The 17,700-nt window shown below is 45.8% G+C and carries 18 protein-coding genes; 6 read left to right on the forward strand and 12 right to left on the reverse strand.

The window, feature by feature from the left end; translation table 11 throughout:
* Nucleotides 1-71 precede the first annotated feature (71 nt).
* A complete protein-coding gene (locus AC5ZC7_RS11295) occupies nucleotides 72-1,448 on the reverse strand; it encodes an aspartate kinase (RefSeq protein ID WP_496159185.1) in 1,377 nt (458 codons plus the stop codon).
* 235 nt (nucleotides 1,449-1,683) lie between these two features.
* On the opposite strand from AC5ZC7_RS11295, the gene AC5ZC7_RS11300 reads away from it, so the two are divergent.
* A complete protein-coding gene (locus AC5ZC7_RS11300) occupies nucleotides 1,684-2,001 on the forward strand; it encodes a hypothetical protein (RefSeq protein WP_496159184.1) in 318 nt (105 codons plus the stop codon).
* Between the two features lie 140 nt (nucleotides 2,002-2,141).
* Here AC5ZC7_RS11300 and AC5ZC7_RS11305 read toward each other — a convergent pair whose 3' ends face one another.
* The 4 genes from AC5ZC7_RS11305 to AC5ZC7_RS11320 form a co-directional block, all read right to left on the reverse strand.
* Nucleotides 2,142-2,600: a hypothetical protein gene (locus tag AC5ZC7_RS11305; protein ID WP_496159183.1), complete on the reverse strand. Its 459-nt coding sequence runs from the start codon at nucleotides 2,598-2,600 to the stop codon at nucleotides 2,142-2,144.
* A 144-nt stretch (nucleotides 2,601-2,744) separates the two neighbouring features.
* Nucleotides 2,745-3,269 (reverse strand): hypothetical protein, encoded by a 525-nt coding sequence (locus AC5ZC7_RS11310; protein ID WP_496159182.1) that lies wholly within the window; start codon nucleotides 3,267-3,269, stop codon nucleotides 2,745-2,747.
* 61 nt (nucleotides 3,270-3,330) lie between these two features.
* Nucleotides 3,331-3,849, reverse strand: coding sequence for a hypothetical protein (locus AC5ZC7_RS11315; protein WP_496159181.1), 519 nt, complete (start codon nucleotides 3,847-3,849; stop codon nucleotides 3,331-3,333).
* A gap of 114 nt (nucleotides 3,850-3,963) precedes the next feature.
* Complete coding sequence (locus AC5ZC7_RS11320; protein ID WP_496159180.1) at nucleotides 3,964-4,560, reverse strand: TetR family transcriptional regulator; 597 nt, start codon at nucleotides 4,558-4,560, stop codon at nucleotides 3,964-3,966.
* A 109-nt stretch (nucleotides 4,561-4,669) separates the two neighbouring features.
* On the opposite strand from AC5ZC7_RS11320, the gene AC5ZC7_RS11325 reads away from it, so the two are divergent.
* Together AC5ZC7_RS11325 and AC5ZC7_RS11330 are read left to right on the forward strand one after the other, a co-directional pair.
* Nucleotides 4,670-5,503 carry an alpha/beta fold hydrolase gene (locus AC5ZC7_RS11325; RefSeq protein ID WP_496159179.1) on the forward strand — a complete coding sequence of 278 codons (834 nt, stop codon included), beginning with the start codon at nucleotides 4,670-4,672 and terminating at the stop codon, nucleotides 5,501-5,503.
* A gap of 97 nt (nucleotides 5,504-5,600) precedes the next feature.
* Nucleotides 5,601-5,966 carry a VOC family protein gene (locus AC5ZC7_RS11330; RefSeq protein WP_496159178.1) on the forward strand — a complete coding sequence of 122 codons (366 nt, stop codon included), beginning with the start codon at nucleotides 5,601-5,603 and terminating at the stop codon, nucleotides 5,964-5,966.
* 83 nt (nucleotides 5,967-6,049) lie between these two features.
* On the opposite strand, the gene AC5ZC7_RS11335 is transcribed toward AC5ZC7_RS11330, so the two are convergent.
* The 4 genes from AC5ZC7_RS11335 to AC5ZC7_RS11350 all read right to left on the reverse strand — a co-directional run bounded on the left by AC5ZC7_RS11335 (nucleotide 6,050) and on the right by AC5ZC7_RS11350 (nucleotide 10,548).
* Nucleotides 6,050-7,225 carry an ABC transporter permease gene (locus tag AC5ZC7_RS11335; RefSeq protein WP_496159177.1) on the reverse strand — a complete coding sequence of 392 codons (1,176 nt, stop codon included), beginning with the start codon at nucleotides 7,223-7,225 and terminating at the stop codon, nucleotides 6,050-6,052.
* Between the two features lie 6 nt (nucleotides 7,226-7,231).
* Entirely contained in the window at nucleotides 7,232-8,188 is a 957-nt protein-coding gene (locus AC5ZC7_RS11340) for an HlyD family secretion protein (RefSeq protein WP_496159176.1), read from the reverse strand.
* A 49-nt stretch (nucleotides 8,189-8,237) separates the two neighbouring features.
* Nucleotides 8,238-9,644, reverse strand: a complete 1,407-nt coding sequence (locus tag AC5ZC7_RS11345; RefSeq protein ID WP_496159175.1) for a TolC family protein — start codon at nucleotides 9,642-9,644, stop codon at nucleotides 8,238-8,240.
* A gap of 391 nt (nucleotides 9,645-10,035) precedes the next feature.
* Nucleotides 10,036-10,548, reverse strand: a complete 513-nt coding sequence (locus AC5ZC7_RS11350; RefSeq protein WP_496159174.1) for a hypothetical protein — start codon at nucleotides 10,546-10,548, stop codon at nucleotides 10,036-10,038.
* 123 nt (nucleotides 10,549-10,671) lie between these two features.
* Between AC5ZC7_RS11350 and AC5ZC7_RS11355 the strand changes: the two genes are divergently transcribed.
* On the forward strand, nucleotides 10,672-12,021 hold the full coding sequence (locus AC5ZC7_RS11355) for a hypothetical protein (RefSeq protein ID WP_496159173.1): 1,350 nt from the start codon (nucleotides 10,672-10,674) through the stop codon (nucleotides 12,019-12,021).
* An 18-nt stretch (nucleotides 12,022-12,039) separates the two neighbouring features.
* Complete coding sequence (locus tag AC5ZC7_RS11360) at nucleotides 12,040-14,913, forward strand: DUF6493 family protein (protein WP_496159172.1); 2,874 nt, start codon at nucleotides 12,040-12,042, stop codon at nucleotides 14,911-14,913.
* Between the two features lie 191 nt (nucleotides 14,914-15,104).
* On the opposite strand, the gene AC5ZC7_RS11365 is transcribed toward AC5ZC7_RS11360, so the two are convergent.
* A complete protein-coding gene (locus AC5ZC7_RS11365) occupies nucleotides 15,105-15,479 on the reverse strand; it encodes a hypothetical protein (protein WP_496159171.1) in 375 nt (124 codons plus the stop codon).
* 182 nt (nucleotides 15,480-15,661) lie between these two features.
* On the opposite strand from AC5ZC7_RS11365, the gene AC5ZC7_RS11370 reads away from it, so the two are divergent.
* On the forward strand, nucleotides 15,662-16,453 hold the full coding sequence (locus tag AC5ZC7_RS11370) for a DoxX family protein (protein ID WP_496159170.1): 792 nt from the start codon (nucleotides 15,662-15,664) through the stop codon (nucleotides 16,451-16,453).
* A gap of 44 nt (nucleotides 16,454-16,497) precedes the next feature.
* Here the strand turns inward: AC5ZC7_RS11370 and AC5ZC7_RS11375 are convergent, their stop codons facing one another.
* The gene (locus AC5ZC7_RS11375) at nucleotides 16,498-16,836 is read right to left on the reverse strand and encodes a hypothetical protein (RefSeq protein ID WP_496159169.1); all 339 of its coding nucleotides are present in this window, start codon (nucleotides 16,834-16,836) and stop codon (nucleotides 16,498-16,500) included.
* A 90-nt stretch (nucleotides 16,837-16,926) separates the two neighbouring features.
* Nucleotides 16,927-17,661, reverse strand: a complete 735-nt coding sequence (locus AC5ZC7_RS11380) for a winged helix DNA-binding protein (RefSeq protein ID WP_496159168.1) — start codon at nucleotides 17,659-17,661, stop codon at nucleotides 16,927-16,929.
* Between the last annotated feature and the right edge of the window lie 39 nt (nucleotides 17,662-17,700).

Consider the following 17,700-nt stretch of genomic DNA (forward strand, 5'->3'; position numbering starts at 1 on the left):
TTGGCGTAGCTCCTTTTTCAATATTATGGTGAGTATTTCTTCTTACACAAGCAACAGCTAATACAGCCTGTCTATTGCCCCACTGCTTTATTAAGCGCAATAATCGCATCTTTGAAATGTTCCCGGGTAATCACAAACTGGAAATTGACTCTTCGTAAAGCTACACCTACACTTAAGATATTAATTTCCGCCTGGGCCAGTGCAGCAGTAGCTTTGGCTAATAATCCAGTTTGATCCATATTTGAACCAAGTACACAAACAATGGCAATTGGTTCAACGGTTACATGCTCATATTTTTCTTTGAGATCTTTCAGCAGCTGCTGATTCAAATCATTTTCCCAAATCACAATACTAATGCTGTTGGCGCTGGTAGCCTTAAAGGTATAGCTGACACCATAACGGGCAAATACCTGCATGATATCGAGATCACTGCCTACTGCACCTACCATTAAGGGATCGTAAATGTCGATGAGTAATTGTTGGTTAGAGCCGGTGATGACTTCCACCCGCTTATGCTCGGAAACATAGTTTTTAGTAATCAGCGTGCCTGGATGTTCCGGCTCAAAAGTATTTTTAATACGGAGATTGATACGCGCTATCTCCAGTGGCTTCGCGGCTTTTGGGTGAATAGCTTCCATCCCTACGTCCGCCAGTTGGTCGGCAATATCATAGTTGGTGTAACCCACCGGTTTTACATTTTCTATGCCTACCAGCGCAGGGTCGGCGGTTGACAAATGATATTCTTTATGGATAATCGCTTCTTCAGGAAGGAGCAGTTCCGCAATTCTGCTGAATGTTACTTCAGAATAACCGCGATCAAATTCCCTCATAATTCCTTCTGTGCCTTTCACGTAGCCGGTAGCAATGCAAAGGCAGGCTTTAAGATTGATGCGTTCAAATTCTTCCCTGATACGTTCATCAATCGTCAGTGAACGACCGTCGCCTAAACCACTAAGGTCTGCCAGCGCTACGTTCAGTCCTTTATTTTGCAGGATGTTTGTTAGCACAAAGGCGGAGTGACTTTCGCCTACGGAAGCGAGGATCTCCCGGACAGCCAGTAGAATGCCTTCATTGAGGTATCCGGAGGCCAGCATGGTATTAGCACTGTCAAGATATATCAGCACCCGGTTAATAATATCATCAGTCACTTCATCCGCAGCTATTACGTTGAGCCCAAGCGGTTCGTAATATGCATTCAGTTCTTTAAGGTGAAGTCTGACAGAGGCAAGTGCTTTATGATAATCACCGCGGGTGGCGAATTGATGATAAGCACCCGGGGCTTTCGTTTTTTTATTCTCCAGTAGCAGGTTGGTAACGCCGGAAAAAGCAGACACAATGAAAACACGGTTGTACAACTCATCTCCCGTACGCTCGTAATAAATGATATTGTCAATTACATCTTTTAAGGCACTCATAGACGTGCCGCCGATTTTTTCTACTGTTAACATGCTGCGAAACTATATATTTTATTTATTTAATAAAAGATTGATTCGCTGTCAAACTACTTGATTATCCCGATAAATGCAATTTTTATAGCGAATCATTTTGCCCGTATTAATTTGAGGCTTACCTTTGCGCCCTCATTATCAAACGATAGAAGCAGAAATGTGGGATAGATTCTACTTTAGAGCCATTAGCGTATTTATTTTATTGACTGGCGCATTATTTTTATTAAAGGATTGGATGTTGGACAATGGAGTACATCACAATGTACTACTCTTCGGAAACCTTGCACTGGCCTCTCTTTCGGCGTTTACTTACAACATGAGCCGCAAAGGTATAGAAGCTGAAAGCAATAGCATTTTTATGCTGCGCGTATACGGTGCAATGATCAGCAGAATGATGCTTTGTTTAGCCGGTATTACCATTTATGCCGTTGTTAACAGAGCCAACACCAGCAAGTACACCATCTTCATGCTGATGTTCTTCTACGCAGTTTATTCAATTTGCGAGAACGTTAGTTTGCAGAAGCACGCAAGGCAGGAGAAAAAAGCCTTGTAAGCCTAGGCTGGTACGTACATTTGCCCGGTAAAAAGTTCGGGGTACGGCACTTTTTAATACACTTTACTGATAAGGTATTGGATGTAATAGCAGCAGGAAGTCCTGCGCCTGGAACAGCTATGCTGCGCCAGGCCATGATGCTATTTGATAGCTGCGCCTTGTTGTAAGTGTGTTAATACAGTTGTCGTCCATGTCATATCATTTTCAGGAATAATAATAGTCCTGAAGTGATGACGTGTGCCTTCTATAGCCACTCCCGGTGAATCATCGACATGCCAGTCGATGCCAAATGCGGGAGGGTATTTGGAAATCAGGCCAGCGCGCTTTCCCAGCGTTTTATCGTGCACCGCTTTGTTGATGATTTTATGCAGATGGATACCGTAGCTGAGGAAAAGCATGCGGATATAAAAAGGAGACCGGTAAGAAGTGGTATAAACATACAATTGGTGGTTTTCCTTTATTAATCTTTTCATCAGCTCAACAGTGCCGCGCCTCAGGCTTTCCCGGCTGATTAATTTTTGCCAGGTTGTTTTCCGTTCTATCGGAAATTGTTTAACACCGGGTATCAGCGTATCATCCAGGTCAAAGGAAATGTTCATCGGTAGTATTACGATAAATTAAATTATATAGGTCTAATGTAGCTGCTTGTTGCTGCAATTCCAAATCATTAAAAAGCCACACTACGACGTAGTGCGGCTTTTCTTTTAATGGGTAGGTCTTAGTTATATCAAAGCAGGAATCAATTACATCCCGATATCCAGCAGATGTTTGCCCTGGTAGGTAATCTTAACTTTTTTGGAGATGCCTTTTGCTTTGCCAGTCATGGTACCGGTGAAGGATACCACTACTGAGTCGTTTACATTAACACCGCTATTACTGAATTTCACAAAATCAGGTTCTACTACCACCGGTACGGTGAAGGTAGCATGCGCCGGTATGGTCATCACGGTATCTATTTTCACATGTCCCAGGTAGAAGGTATCTACTTTAAGGTCCAGCTCTCCGCCGGTAAAAGTGAAACTGTAGTTGTTTGGATTGTAATATTGGCCCTCCACGCGTAATCCCAGCCTTTCAGGAGCTATGCTGACAAGCTTCACAGGCATCTTGCCGGCAAATCGTGGTTCCGGTACTTTGAATATAGAGCAGGATTGTAATGCCATGGCTGTTGCTATACAGAGGCCTGTTATTTTCCATTTGTCGCGATGATGTACGCCGAATGCGGCAACAGCGGCTGATCGCAGTTTTTTTATGCTTTTGTAAACTTTCATAGCTTGTTGGATGGTGGCTTTGTTTTGATGCCGTGAACGTTCTTAATCCTTATACACCTGGCTAGAAGCTGATATCCACCATATGTGTACCCTGGTATTTAATGTCGATTTTTTTAGAGAACCATCCTACTTTGCCAGACATGGTACCAGAGAATGACACCAACACACTATCAGCCAGGTTAAGGCCACTGTTGCCCAATTTCGCAAAATCAGGTTCTACTACAACCGGAATGGTGAACGTAGCATGTGCAGGTATGGTCATCACGGTATCCAGTTTCACATGCCCAAGGGTAAAGGTACCCAACTTAAGGTCCAGCTCTCCGCCGGTAAAAGTGAAGCCGAAATTGTTTGGGTTGTAATACACACCCATCACACGTATGGCCGGCCTTTCATTCGTAATGTTGAAGACCTTGACTGGCAATTTTGCGGGTAGCCGCGCTTCCGGTGTTTTAAAACAGGATTGTAAGGCCATGGCAACTGCCAGGGTAAGGCCTATTTTCCCCCATTTGCTGGTATTATTAAGACGGAACGCTGTGGAAGCCGCCGGCAGCAAGCCTTTTATTCCCTGGTAAACTTTCATACGCTTGTTAGATGATGGCTGATAATTAAAATATTGCTGTATTAAAGACAAGCGTAGTGGCAAAAAGGGTGAAGCGTTGGGGAAAATAATGTGCTGCTGGCAGCTTTGTTATCATCAGGATGATAATAATATGCGTGTCAGTATGATCCCTTCCGGCATTTTAAATTTATCCCTGAACATCAGCTTAAAACTGGCCAAACCTTGCGTGGCCGCAATAAAAGTGGCAGCCAGCTCAAATGGATCTCCGGTAACACATTCACCGGTTTGTTGCCCTTCGCTTACCAGGGTGGCCAGGTTGTTGATGGATTGCATTTTCCGCTTCATCAACTTACGGTCTTCGATCTTATTACCTGTTTCAAATAGCTGTGATACCAGGATGAAATAATAAATGCCCGCCTCTTTGTGCACACCGTACAGAAATGCAGTGAGAAACTGTTGGATTTTTTCCCTTACAGAAATATCCTGCAACTGTAGCTGCTCAAATAGTAGCTGCGATTTGTCCATGGCCTCATTGGCAAGCTGGAGGTACAATTCTTCTTTAGAAGCATAGTAATGATACATTAGCCCCAGGCTAATACCCGTATGTGTGGCTATTTCCTTGATATTGGTGGCGGCCAGACCTTTCCTGGCAAATAGCTCCAGGCCCGATTTTTTTAACCGGGAAATGGTCTGTTGTCTCATTTCCTCAAACTGCTCCTTCTGTTTTGGCATCTGCTTAGTTATTGTTGAAATATTTTTCAATAATAATTTTTTTTATCTGGAAAAAGAAATCATATTTGCTTTACAATTGAAAAATAATTCAATTAAAAAAGCATTCACTATGTCAACTGCTATTTTTACCTATTCCAGCATTCGGTCCGCGGACAACACGATCATTAGCTTTCAGCAGGGAGGGGAAGGCCCGGGATTAATCATTGTACCAGGCGTACTCAGCACGGCTGACGACTATACGAAAATCGCCGGGATGCTGGCCAACTCTTTTACCGTATATATCCTGGATCGTCGGGGACGTGGTGGAAGCGGTCCACAGGGAAATGAATATGGAATAAAAAAGGAGTGTGAAGACGTGAAAGCGGTACAGGAAGCTACCGGTGCGGTGTATATATTTGGTCATAGTTTTGGCGGATTTGTAACCCTGGAAACCGCCGCCAGGTATGTGTCTTTTAAAGGGATCGTGCTGTATGAACCAGGCGTATCATTACAGGATAGCCCGGCAGTATGGGATTGGATCAGCACTTATGAACAGGCCATGAAGAATAATCAGCCCAGGCTCGCATTTACCAGCTTTGTGCAAGGCGCCGGTCATACTCCCATGAGCAAAATGCCCCGGTGGCTGGCCGGTTTCATTCTCCGATTGGCTATCAGAGGTCCTCATTGGGAGAAAATAGCCGCTATGCTGGAGCTCAACCTGAACGAACATAAGGAAATTCAAAAATTACACCGTACTTATCTGCATTACCAGCATATTACTGGCAAGGTATTATTACTTTCCGGTGGGAAGAGTCCTGCATTTGTACAGGTAACTAACCAGGTATTAACGAATACAATTCCGGATGCACAACGGCAAACGCTTCCCGGTTTAAGCCACCTTTCACCGGAAAACGACGAAGCCCCGGCAAATATAGCCGCTGAAATCACCCGGTTTCTTTCCTGAAAAATCAGGCGTTATATCAAAAGATGTTAAATTTTTTTAACGCCACCAGGAAGTAAATCTTAATCAGTACCTTCCTTAAAAATATCCTATCTGTTTTATGACAAACAAACCCGCTAACCCAAAGTACAAGCACCACCAGGTGCAATACATCGAGTTCCTGTCCGAAGACATTAACCGCGCAAAAGAATTTTATTCCGGCAGTTTCGGCTGGAAATTCGTGGACTACGGTCCCGACTATACGGCATTTGGCGGAGAATATGTAGATGGAGGCTTCACAACAGGTAAACCAGTGAAAGGATCTGTGCTGGTGGTACTTTATTCGAATGATCTGGATGCTACCAAAGAAAAGGTAATAGCGGCCGGCGGCACCATTGTAAAAGATATTTTCACCTTCCCGGGTGGAAAACGATTTCAATTTACAGACCCGGATGGGTATGAACTGGCGGTTTGGACAGAAGCATAAAGAAAAAGGTTGCAGGTATCGCCCGCAACCTTTTTCTTTATGCCTGTCAATATCATTATAATGTGGCAAAGTTCAACGATCATTTATGTGCCACTTGCTTTTGCCTTTCGGAACAAATACCACAATTTTATCTTCAACGCCAGCCAGCCCAGCACGGCATAAATAACCAGCAGGATACTCAAATGCCGGAGATAAGGCAGGGTGAGTGCTACAGCACCTTTCTGTATCAGTAAAATCTTAAAGGCTTGCAGGAAGGGTGTCAGCGGGATAATGTTCGCGAGAAACTGCACAAAGCCAGGCATCGCGCTGAGGGGCCAGGTAAAGCCACTAATAATAAACGCCGGTGAGGCTATCACCATCAGTACCTGTGTGGCCTTCAGTGCATCAGGTAGCAGGATGCTTACCAATACACCCATGAAGGAGACGGAGCCCACAAAAACGGCCGTCAACCGTACGAAGTCCCAAATACCCTGCGGCAACGGTACTTTGAAAAAGATGTGCATGCCATAATAAATGCACACAATGAGAATGGAGAAAATCCATATCGGTATCACCTTAATCAGCATAATAGGGAAGGCGCAACGGCGCATACCCGCATATTCCGTGATAAAAGAACCACGCTGAAATTCTGCCGCAAAGCTGATCGCCATGGCAAGCAGTATTACCTGTTGCAGTACTACAGCCAGCATAGCCGGCCACATAAATATCAGGTAGTTGCTGGTGGTATTAAACAGCGTAATGTAATTCGTTTTAAAGGGCTCATATTGTGTGGCAGCTCTTACGGCAGGCATGCCCATTTTCTGTAACCCTTTAATGGAAACACCGGCAGAAAATGTACCAATGGTGAGCTGTAATGCCTTGGACGCAAAGTTGGCGGTCAATACATTACTGGTGTTGACATATACATTTACCTCCGGGTACCTTTTCTGGAATACTTCCGCTTCAAACCGGGAAGGAATCATCACCACAGCGGCCGCCTCTCTCCTGATCACTTCATCATTGATATTGCCAGGCTCCTGGAGGGTTTTAAGTAATTTAATACTTTTATTGTCGCCCAGCATTTCCACCAATTGGTTAGACAGCGGGGTATTATCCTTGTCTATAACGATAACGGGTATATTTTCTACTTTACCACTTTTATATACAAAACCAATGAGGGTCGCATATAATACCGGCGCAAGGAAAAAGACGGTGCGCAGGGTTGAATTACCCAGGAACATTTTAAACTCTCGTTTCAGCAATCGGAAAAATTCTTTCATACCTGGTTATTTCAGTAAAACACTCGCATTTACCAGTACATCTTTGACCTTGTTAGGATCTTTCGGTTGTACTTTGATTTCATAAATGGCATCCTGTGGCTGGTAATCAGGGAAGGCGGTACTGATATCCGCATAGCGGTTCAGTTGCTTGATGTAGATGATATTACCATCCAGTTCTTCCTTGTTATAGAGGAGTTCAAATTTTACGTCCTGGCCTTTCTTAAAGGTAGAAATCTTACTTTCCGGTATGGTGAACCTAAACCAGGTGCTTCCGGGAATATAGCCATTGAACAAGGCAAAGCCGGCAGTGGCCAGTTCACCGGGATTCAGGCTAATCGTTTCTATTTCCATATCGTTGGTGGCAATAACGTAACGTTCTGAGTAAGCCACATTTGCTTCCTGTAAGGCCCCCATGGCCTGTGATGTCTGACCGGCCGCCATATTCACTTTTTCCACACGGGTACCTTTCTTTACATCATCCAGTTCCGCTACTACAGCGTCATACTGGGCTTTGGCGCCTTGCATCTTGGCGTATATTTCATCATAAGCCTGTGGCGACATCAGGCTGTCGTTGAACATATTCGTGGCCCTGTTAAACGATTTCAGGGCAAAATCATATTGCTCTTTCAGGCCTTTGTATTTAGCCTGTAATTGTTTCATCTGGTCGGCAGTAGCGCCATTACGGGCCATCTGCTCCTGTGCGGTGGCGGCACTCACGGCGCCCCGGGCCTGTGCTATTTTGGCGGAAACCTCCGGTACATCCAGCAAGGCGAGCGTATCTCCCTTTTTAACGGTCTGCCCTTCCTTTACATAGATGTTTAATATCCGGCCGGTCACCTTTGGCGCAAAAGATACCAGGTCTTTCTTTGCCTTTCCTTCAAACCGGTCAGCCTTTTGTTTTTGGGAAGAACAGCCGGCCAATGCCAGTGAACAGCTGAATAATATGCAGGTAGTTACTTTCATCTTATTGTAATTAATTTAAGTAATGGGTGTAGGCGGCTGCATGCCTCCATCAATACAGTTTGTTGATGTCCAGCTCCTGGGTTGATCGCATCACTTCTATAGCTGCCCTTCGCTGGTTAAAAATAGCATTCTGATATTCCAGTTCTGCTGATTCGAGATCGTTTTCTGCGGCAATCAGTTCCGTGGATTTAGACATGCCATACCTGAATTCTTTTTCAGCTTGCACCAATGCATTATTGGCCAGTTCCTTCTCTTTTTGCTTGAGCGCAATCTGCGCATTGGCAATATCATAGTTGGATTGGTTATTAGCCTGGTTCAGGGTGAGCTTACGCAGGGCATCGTATTTCTGGTTCTGCAGCAGCTCCCGGTCAATACGGGCGGTTTCAATGGCATGTTTTCCTTCCCTGCCATCGAAGATCTCCCATTTAAAACCAACACCGGCCGTTAACAACGGAAAAATATTCAGGTTGGTAGGCCGCCAGTCCAGCTTACGGCCAGGATAATTGATGGCCGGGATAGGAGGGATGATATTATCGGAAGACTTAATCCTGGTGCCATAAAGACCAATATAATAAGTGGAAGCCATGAGCTGTACCTTAGGAATCCACCAGGTTTGTTCGGCTTTTATTTTATACCCGGAGGCGCTGATCCCGTGGTCCAGTGCCCGTATCTCTGCCCGCTGTTCAATGGTTTTCTGCGGAGTGGGAAGTACCACCGCGGTCAACACCGGCTCAATGAGACGTAGCCGCTCTTTGCTGATGTCGGTTAACACTTCCAGTTGGGTAAGGAGCAACTCTTTTTTTCCTTCATATTCGGCTACTTTGGCATCCAGGGTAGCTTGTGCCAGTTCTATTTTTTTATGATCATATGGCGTAATCAGGCCATATCCCAATGCTTTGTCGGCTGTTTTACGATTGGCATCCAGTCGTCTTTTGGCTTCATCGAGCACCTTTTTGGACTGATGTACCAGGGCTAGCTGGTCGTATGCCCTTGAAATAAGAGCGGCAACGTCATCGGATGTTTTTTCCAGCAAGACGTTTTCCGACTCTCGTTTTTCCTGCAGCGCTTTGTTAAGCTGCTTGATCTTGCCGCCGGCATACAACAGCATTTTGGCATCCGCCTTGGCGAGGCCTGAAAAGCCGGATACATTGATATTGTTGTTGTACTTCCCTTCGGGAATGGTCAAAAAAGGCTGCAGGTTCAGTTCCGGAGAAATGACACGAGCAGTGGCATTGAGGTAACCGGCCATGCCACCTACTTCCAGGGTAGGCAGGTAGGCATCTTTCAGCTTGTGTTGGTCCAGTACGGTAAGTTTGTTTTTAGTAAGCTGGGATTTAAGGTCTGCATCCCGCAGCATAGCACTATCCAGCAACTCTTTGAAGCTGGGGGCCGTTTGTGCCCCGGCACAATGATAAAATAACAGTGAAAGAAGTAGGAAGAACAGTTTGCTTTTCATTGAAAAATTCGTTTAGTCACAGTTGATAGCTATATACCAGGTACTTCGAAGTATAACACATAAAGTAATCCAATGGTTGATTTTTTCGGCTTATATATTTAAAAAATATTTTATGAAGAAGGCCTTCGGGAACGTAAGCGGGTGCAGGAGAGCAGTACAAAAAGTTTTTTTTGTGTATTAACGTGCATGGTACAACGGAATGGTGAAAATTCAAGATAGGGAAATTATCAAAGGCAGCCATGCTGTTTATATCTCACAGCCACAGAAAGTAGCAGCAGTGATTATGCAGGCTGCAAAAGAAGTAGCAGGTAAGTAAGGGAGATATTTATAAAAGAGTTCATAAGAAAAAATCGGGAGTCATCCCGATTTTTTTCTTATGATAAGAGGGTATTTATGCAATGATGTCGCCGGTATCTCGTCTGATAATAAACTCCCGCCATCCACCCGGAGGATCCCATTCACTGATACCAGTTATTTTATCCGACGTGAAATGGTGAATCAATACCCCGTCAATGCCGAGTTGCTCGTTTTTCCAAAGTAATTCACCAGCGATATTGATACAGTAAATGCCATTTGCATCCGCCACATAGAACCGGTCCTCTTCCAGGTGCAGCTCACCGAAGTAGCCCGAAAGTGGGAGCGTCAACAAATTTTTCCGGGCGCTTCTGTCATAGAGGTAAAAGTAACCTTCATGCCCTACCGCCAACAACTCTCCGCTGACAATGACTGCCCTGAATGGGCTGGAATGAAAGTCATACCGGATCTCGTAAGCAGCAGGGGGGGCTTGCTCGTCATATAGCACTAAAAAAGTTTGCAGAGGAAGTGTGAGAGAGTCATCACCTGATATCAATTCAACAGGGAGCTGAAGCTCTTCCCGTATTTCGTCAACAAAACTATAGATCATATAACGTCTGTTAATTACCAATGTAAAATTTAATATTCAATTTTTGTGAGAAGATCCATCGCTGTTTACCATGCTTAAGGTAAAATATGTAGCTTCGTTTTTTCCAGCTAACCTGAAGTTACCATGTCTGATATTATCACTTATTGTTATCCCTCCGCTTCTGTACTGCATCACACAGGACCTGCGCCACAATTACAGTTGTCAGGTTACAACGAAATCGAGAAAGTACAGTCGCCGGAGTTTTTCCGGGGTAGCCTGGAGCAATCCTATATTACTGCCCGTTGCCTGATTACTTTATCTAACGTGGTGAAAGCCAACTTTACACTGACACCGGCGCAGGCCTCTTTGTTGAAAGATCCTATCGTTACCGCCGGAGCTGACAAGCTACGCTTTGAAGGATTTTCTCATTGTGCTGGCGTATACGCCAGGGTAGATGTTTTGCCTGGTGGGCATAACGGGTTATTTCCTGCCAGCGGAACAGTGAACGTAGACTTTAACCAGCCCATGATCAATGCCCTGGGAAGTATTGGAAGAAATGATCATTTACAGTTGTCGGTAGGGGCGAAGGAGATCAGTGTGCAAAGTAAACCTACCGAAAAGATTATAGAACGGAAAGTGCCGTTGCCGGTAAAATGGATCAAGGGCTTAACCACCGTGCAGTTGTTCCTGTCGGCGGCCAATGCTATGCACCGGTTCAATAAGGTACAGTTATTACAATTATTCCAAAGCATTCCCGGTGCCGGTGTGAAAGCGGATTACTACCTGGTACAACAAGGCAGTAAACCACTGTTTAGCCCCGCAAAAGCGGCCAATGCAATTTGCATCGGAGGTGTACACCGGTTGAAGCTATTGGAGCCTTTGTTACCATTGGCAGATGAACTACAGGTATTTGCACATCCGGATATGCAGAGCACTACCTGGCAATTGTATTTTGGAAGTGTACGGTTTAGCCTTACACTGTCCCGCGAGGCCTGGAGAGGCTTTTCGGGAGAAGGCGCCGCATTGGAGTCCCTGATAGCGGAGGTGCCCGATGAACTGGTAACAGCCATCGATAAATACGGGTATGTGAACCAGGAATTTAATGCTACGTTGCTGGCTGTAAAAGAACAGGTAAGCTTTGAGCAAATCGATCAGCTCACCGGCCGCCTGGCCGCCATGGGGCTGCTGGGATACGACCTGGATGAAAACAGCTACTTCTACCGGCGATTACCCTTTAAGCTCAGCCGCATTCTTAGTCTTAATCCCCGTATGAAAGATGCCTTACAACTGCTGGCAGATGATAAAGTAGTGATCACATCCACCACCCCGGATAAAGTGGAAGCACGTGTAGCCGGTACCGGTATCACGCATACGGTTATACTGGAAAGTGACCGCGCCCGCTGCACGTGCACCTGGTATGCTAAAAACCAGGGTCAGCGGGGATCCTGTAAACATATACTGGCAGTAAAAAAGAAAGCGGACCAGCATTTTTAATTGTTTTAATCCATTAATATGACCCATTCGGACGTACTACAGCAAATGCTGGAAAAGGAACATGATGAGGAAATCATTCCGTTTCTGCAACAACTCTCCCCGGCGGAAAGAATTGCACTGGTGCCCACCATCAGGCAACAGGCAAACTACTATGGAGAAGTGATTCAGATAAGACAAAATGTATATAGTACCAGGATGACAGAGCGACAGTTGAATATACTGTCTGCCGCCACCTTTGTGTGTTACGATAAAGCAGCAATGCAACCCAACTCTTTTGTGGCCAATATTATCGGGAATGGGATGCTGGATAAAATAGCCCCCTGGTATATGGCTCCGTGGTTTGATGGGTTAATGGCCGAACTGGCAGAGAAAGACACGTTGCCCTATCAGTTGTCTTATGAAAGAATGATGGAGATGAGCACGCAAAAGTGGCTCACCCTTACCGCTCCCATGATCGTAACCCGCCTGACACGGGCCATTTATACGGGAGAAAAAAGAAATCGCTTCGATACAGCCATCCTTTATAAATACCCCGTTACGCTCGCTGAACACATCTGGTATTTGTTTGAATACCCTTCCAATATTCATTTCAGCGATCGCTGGGAGGTAAAGGAAACAGCCACCACGCATGGGGAAGAAGAACCCAACTGGAGAGGAGTGATGAAGCGGCTTTCCGGAGACGGCACCCTTGACAGGATGCGGCTACTCGAAGCTTGCTTAAAGGCCGCTAACCGGAATTTTAATAAATTACTCAGTGGCTGGATGATGGATTTGTTGATAAGCCTGCAACCTACTCAGTCCGAGCTGCTGACTTTGCAGCCGTTGCTGTTTCAGGCGCTGGATTCCCCGCAAAGCAAGGCGGTAAGTACCTCGCTGAATTTCCTTAAAACATTGCTATCAGCTTCAGCTTTTGATTATAGTACCCTGATCGACCACCTGCCACAATTAGTGGCCACGGGTAAAAAGTCGATCCTGGCCACTACCATTCAAATGATAGATAAGATTTGTACAAAGTATCCGGCAGCTGTTGCGGTTATATGCCAGGGATTATGCCAGGTCTTCATTGTAAAAGACGAAGAGATACAAACGAAAACGGCGAAGTTGATTGTTCAATATGGTACCGACACCGACGCCATATTGAAAGCGCAACTATTACTGTTTAAAGACAGTATGCTGTCCGGATCGCAGAAAATGCTGCAATCATTTTTCGAAGGAGCAGCAGCCGTGGAGGCCATGCCGGCACCTGAAGAAATTTCGTTGTTACCGCTGATGGGTCCACATAACCAGATCCCTGAAATAACAGACCCTGGTGAACTCGTGTTCCTGGCCAGCCAGGCTTTTGAAGGCCATGAAACCTATCATATCGACCAGCTCCCGGCACTGTTGATTGGCCTGCAGGAGATTATTACCACCGACGTCTTGTTACAGCTGGATCCGGCTTTTCAGCGGGCTTACGTCATCCTGAACCAGTTGCCGGCTGCTGCCGGTTTCCTGGATCAAACGCTCGCTCTCTTCTTCCTGAATTATGGTAAAAGTATGGCTGATGCCCGCCCGGATTATGCGGAACAATTAAATATCATTAAACACGCCAAACACTGGTGGCGAAATCGTGCAGAGATCCCTGCATTCAGCCACTGGAAATCACACCGGGAAGAACCAGGTATTTATATTCCCTACAAAAAGCTACTGGCAGTTGCCGGTCAGAAACTAACGGATAAGGATACACTACCATTGCTGTCTACGCCCACTCATACACCCGCCTGGTTGGATCCGGTAGTATTGGTACAACGGTTACAACTATACGTAGCGGCAGGCATCACGCCCAATGAATTTGATTTGCAGGTAGCCATCGCGCGTTGTGTGCCGGAAGATGCCAGTGTCGCGAAATCCCTTGTTGCCACTATGCCTGAAGGAGAGTACCGGCGCCTGCTGGAATTCCTGCTATACACGGACGCACTGCCGCAGGGGCCTTTTGCAACGCCGTCTGCCTGGATGCAGGCCGGTATTACGAAAACGCCCCTACTGACGTATGAAGCCTTTGCTGATTTTTCGTATCACCGCTTACCGATAGTGCTTCTGACAGGCAATATCCCCTGGAAAGCGCATCGCCGCCCTTATAAAGCTTATGGTGCCTACAACCGGGAAACACATGAGTATGATCGCTACTGGTCGGAGGAAACAGTGGTGGAAATTAGTTTCCCGGAGACTAACGGCCAATTGCTGAATGGCCCGGCGCCATTGCTGCAGGAGTACCTGAATGCTGTAGGCCAGCATATGTACATTCCCGCGCCCGACGTGAAACGCTTACTCATGCTCACTCCCAACAATCCCGCGGTATTGCTGGCCAGGATAGCGTACACGTGTCATACTTACTCCCTGAGGTATGAAGTAGGAGAAACAGCGATGGCATTGGCCGCATTACAATCCATCCACGAACTGGATACGCCACCGAATGATATCAGCGCCCTCTTTGTTGCCTGTTGTATGTTGCATGCCGATAAAACCATCCGGGCATACGCCGCCGCATATTGGAGCAGCCGGGTACCACACCGCGTCAACAACACCCAACTGGGACATATCATTGGGCAGCTGGAAAGCATAGAATGGGCGCCGCTAAAGCGTTACTGTGACCTCATTGCCGGCAGTATGATAAAAGTAAGTCCATCCCATAATGAAGCACTGGAAGCTATGCTCACAGCCACGGTGGCCGGCTTTGGACCAACACCGGTAAAAGACCTGAAAAAACTGCTTGAAATTTATAGCGAGATATTGTCCCTGAATAACAGCACTATCCAACATCCACAGATTATTCAAATGCTGTCTGAGTGGAAGGGGAATACTACACTGAAAAAAGTAGCGACACGGTTGCAGGAATTGGTGAAGGGGCGATAATGCTGCCACCTACAGTGTTGGTATAAAACAGGAGGTTGGCCGGATAGAAACAGCCCCGGGAGGACTAAACTTCCCGGGGCTGGTCATCCTTTTATTTGCGCTTTAGGTTATACAGGTCTAAAGCCAAAAGAATATTTAATTAGAATATCACTCCATGTTGGTGTTATTTATGAACCTGGCAGCAAACAATTTTACTCCTGCACCACTGCAACCGGCACTGCTGCCTGCTTTGCCGCTTCCTTATCTTTCTCCTCCGTATCTACCAGCCATTTAGTGAGTTTATACTTCGGTAGTATCTGCTGCAATTTTTTGCTGAACCATTTGGACACAATTTCAAATATGATAAAACCAATTACAATGGTAATCGCCCATTCCAGGTTGGTATAGGTATGTTTATCAATAACGGTTTTGCGGGCAGTCAGCCCCCATAAGTTTTTGATACTGCGGGTAGTGAAGTAGTGGGATACCAGCCGGCTGGACATCATGGCCACCACAAAGCCTAAAAAGTTGCCGACATAGTTGTTGTATACGTATTCCAGGAATTTTCTGATCAGCTTAATTTTCATGTATAGGGACTTTACACGCTAAGCTAACATCTAATAAGGAAAAATACCAATCCTCCTGAAAAAATAACAACGGGAGACTCCCTTCAAAAAAAAACTTGTCCAAAGATGTCCAATTCTGATTTACTCAATACTTATTGTAGTGTAATCAGTCATCATTTACCATCATGATAAAACTTAACACCATGAATACCATTACCACTTCAGTCACTAGTTCCCGGATCCGTATAGCGGCATTCTGGTTGACCACCGGCATCATTGCGCTTGAAACCGGCGTAGGCGCTATCTGGGACCTGCAAAAAATAACGTTTGTCCGTACTGTACTGGTACAATTGGGTTACCCGGAATATGTGCTCAGCATTATGGGCGTTTGGAAATTACTGGGAGTTTTGTTCCTGTTAATACCTGGCTTTCCCCGTTTGAAAGAATGGGTTTATGCAGGATTGTTTTTTGTGTATGCTACGGCCTTTGCCTCACATCTGGTAGTAGGGGAGCCATCAGCAGCAGTAGGGCCTTTTATTTTCGCGGGAATTACCCTGGCCTCCTGGGCATTGCGTCCCGGCAGCCGTCGTGATTTTGGACCGCTATTTCCTCATTTTAGTGGCTCCTGGCGGACTACTACGCTGTATTGGATTGCCACCGCATTGATCATATTTCAACTGGGTTCAGGCGGTGTAGGGGATATCATTCGGCCTGCTGCACTCGTAGATGGGATGACGCACCTGGGTTATCCGGTTTATTTTTGCGTAATACTCGGCATCTGGAAGGTAGCAGGGGCTATTGCCATCATCGTTCCCCGTTATCCTCGCCTCAAAGAATGGGCTTATGCAGGGGCTTTCTTTGATCTTACGGGAGCTGCGGCTTCTCACGGCTTTACCGGGGATCCCGCCGGAAAACTGATCGTGCCCCTGATTTTTGCAGCAATCGTGTTGGTTTCCTGGGCATTGCGGCCTACTTCCCGGAGGGAGTTAGCATAAAAAGTACAACAGATAAAAATACCCGGCTATGAGGTCGGGTATTTTTATCTGAAAAGAATATATACTTTTAAAGCCATCTCTGTAACAGCCGTGATATCATTCCAACGGAAATGGTTATTGCGGGAAGGATGACCAGGAACGTCATAACTATTTTCACGGGTGTAATCACCGTAAGTATAATTATTCGGCCGGGCCTGCTCTCTGTTCCCCATAAGAGATAGCGGTGCCTTGTAAGTCAACGGTACCGGGTGCGATAGCGTATCTCTCTTTAACAGCGGATACGGCCTGGTTTGTGCCGAAGTTGACAGGGAAGCTGTCAGGCCTAATATAATAGTTAAGCCCGTTAACAATGGGCGTTTGAATATATCGTTGTGCGTAATCATACCATCATCAAAGTGCTTTTGAAAGCCACTTTCTAATAGGACGCATGTCATTTACAGCTTCCCCTACGCAGGCAGAAAAAATCAGTTTAATTATTTATGCAGGGAGGTAATCAGTTCGTCAATATCCTTATCCGGTGTGTTGCGCAGCACTTTTTCCTGTTGCCTGATTTCTTTTTTAAAGTCGTTGAGTACGGACTTCAACGCATGATCACCATAGAGTGATTGTATCAGTTCATCAACAGACTGGTTCTTTTTCGCCAGGCGGATTTGTTCATGCTTTGCCGCGGTAGTAGCCAGTATATCGATGATGTGTTGCTTGTCTTCTTCATTAATAGGGTGGTATAGCAGGTAGGAAATTTTATAGAGATGATAACCTATTTGTATCATCAACGCTTTACCCTTACTAGTAAGACTCACTAACCGGGCGCGTTTATCTGCCGGATCATCCTTTTCCGCAATCAGCCCTTTCTTCTTCATGCGATTCAGGATGTCAATGCCCGTCGATTGTTCCAGGTGACTCAGGCTGATAGCGTCCGTTTTTTTCGCCGCCTTTTTCATATAGATCACGTTCAGTAAATAAAACCATTCCAGTTCTATACCCGGAATCTCCCTGATTGCCATGCGGGCATAAGTGGTATGTAGTTGGCTGGCTTGCCCTACCAGCCCCGCCAGTACGCCGTTGCGCTGATGCCCGGGAATAGGTGCTGTGCCGGTTGCCGGCGGATGCTTCTGGAGATATTGCTGACAGAAATCAGCCACTGTAGGGGTGGTGGTTTGCCCCGCGTAACTGTCCCAGGCGGTAACTAAGGCGACTAATGGTTTCATTATATAAGACGGTTTCGTTGTATTTTAATGTCGGTTTCG

It is taken from the genome of Chitinophaga sp. 9-1-y, from assembly GCF_059511905.2.

Bases quoted from the DNA above. Each gene is read 5' to 3' on its own strand.
- AC5ZC7_RS11365 (WP_496159171.1), bottom strand. From the start codon at position 15,479: ATGAAAATTAAGCTGATCAGAAAATTCCTGGAATACGTATACAACAAC.
- AC5ZC7_RS11375 (WP_496159169.1), bottom strand. From the start codon at position 16,836: ATGATTACGCACAACGATATATTCAAACGCCCATTGTTAACGGGCTTA.
- AC5ZC7_RS11305 (WP_496159183.1), bottom strand. From the start codon at position 2,600: ATGAACATTTCCTTTGACCTGGATGATACGCTGATACCCGGTGTTAAA.
- AC5ZC7_RS11370 (WP_496159170.1), top strand. From the start codon at position 15,662: ATGAATACCATTACCACTTCAGTCACTAGTTCCCGGATCCGTATAGCG.
- AC5ZC7_RS11330 (WP_496159178.1), top strand. From the start codon at position 5,601: ATGACAAACAAACCCGCTAACCCAAAGTACAAGCACCACCAGGTGCAA.
- AC5ZC7_RS11355 (WP_496159173.1), top strand. From the start codon at position 10,672: ATGTCTGATATTATCACTTATTGTTATCCCTCCGCTTCTGTACTGCAT.
- AC5ZC7_RS11360 (WP_496159172.1), top strand. From the start codon at position 12,040: ATGACCCATTCGGACGTACTACAGCAAATGCTGGAAAAGGAACATGAT.
- AC5ZC7_RS11345 (WP_496159175.1), bottom strand. From the start codon at position 9,644: ATGAAAAGCAAACTGTTCTTCCTACTTCTTTCACTGTTATTTTATCAT.
- AC5ZC7_RS11315 (WP_496159181.1), bottom strand. From the start codon at position 3,849: ATGAAAGTTTACCAGGGAATAAAAGGCTTGCTGCCGGCGGCTTCCACA.
- AC5ZC7_RS11325 (WP_496159179.1), top strand. From the start codon at position 4,670: ATGTCAACTGCTATTTTTACCTATTCCAGCATTCGGTCCGCGGACAAC.
- AC5ZC7_RS11295 (WP_496159185.1), bottom strand. From the start codon at position 1,448: ATGTTAACAGTAGAAAAAATCGGCGGCACGTCTATGAGTGCCTTAAAA.
- AC5ZC7_RS11320 (WP_496159180.1), bottom strand. From the start codon at position 4,560: ATGCCAAAACAGAAGGAGCAGTTTGAGGAAATGAGACAACAGACCATT.
- AC5ZC7_RS11380 (WP_496159168.1), bottom strand. From the start codon at position 17,661: ATGAAACCATTAGTCGCCTTAGTTACCGCCTGGGACAGTTACGCGGGG.
- AC5ZC7_RS11350 (WP_496159174.1), bottom strand. From the start codon at position 10,548: ATGATCTATAGTTTTGTTGACGAAATACGGGAAGAGCTTCAGCTCCCT.
- AC5ZC7_RS11335 (WP_496159177.1), bottom strand. From the start codon at position 7,225: ATGAAAGAATTTTTCCGATTGCTGAAACGAGAGTTTAAAATGTTCCTG.
- AC5ZC7_RS11340 (WP_496159176.1), bottom strand. From the start codon at position 8,188: ATGAAAGTAACTACCTGCATATTATTCAGCTGTTCACTGGCATTGGCC.
- AC5ZC7_RS11300 (WP_496159184.1), top strand. From the start codon at position 1,684: ATGTTGGACAATGGAGTACATCACAATGTACTACTCTTCGGAAACCTT.
- AC5ZC7_RS11310 (WP_496159182.1), bottom strand. From the start codon at position 3,269: ATGAAAGTTTACAAAAGCATAAAAAAACTGCGATCAGCCGCTGTTGCC.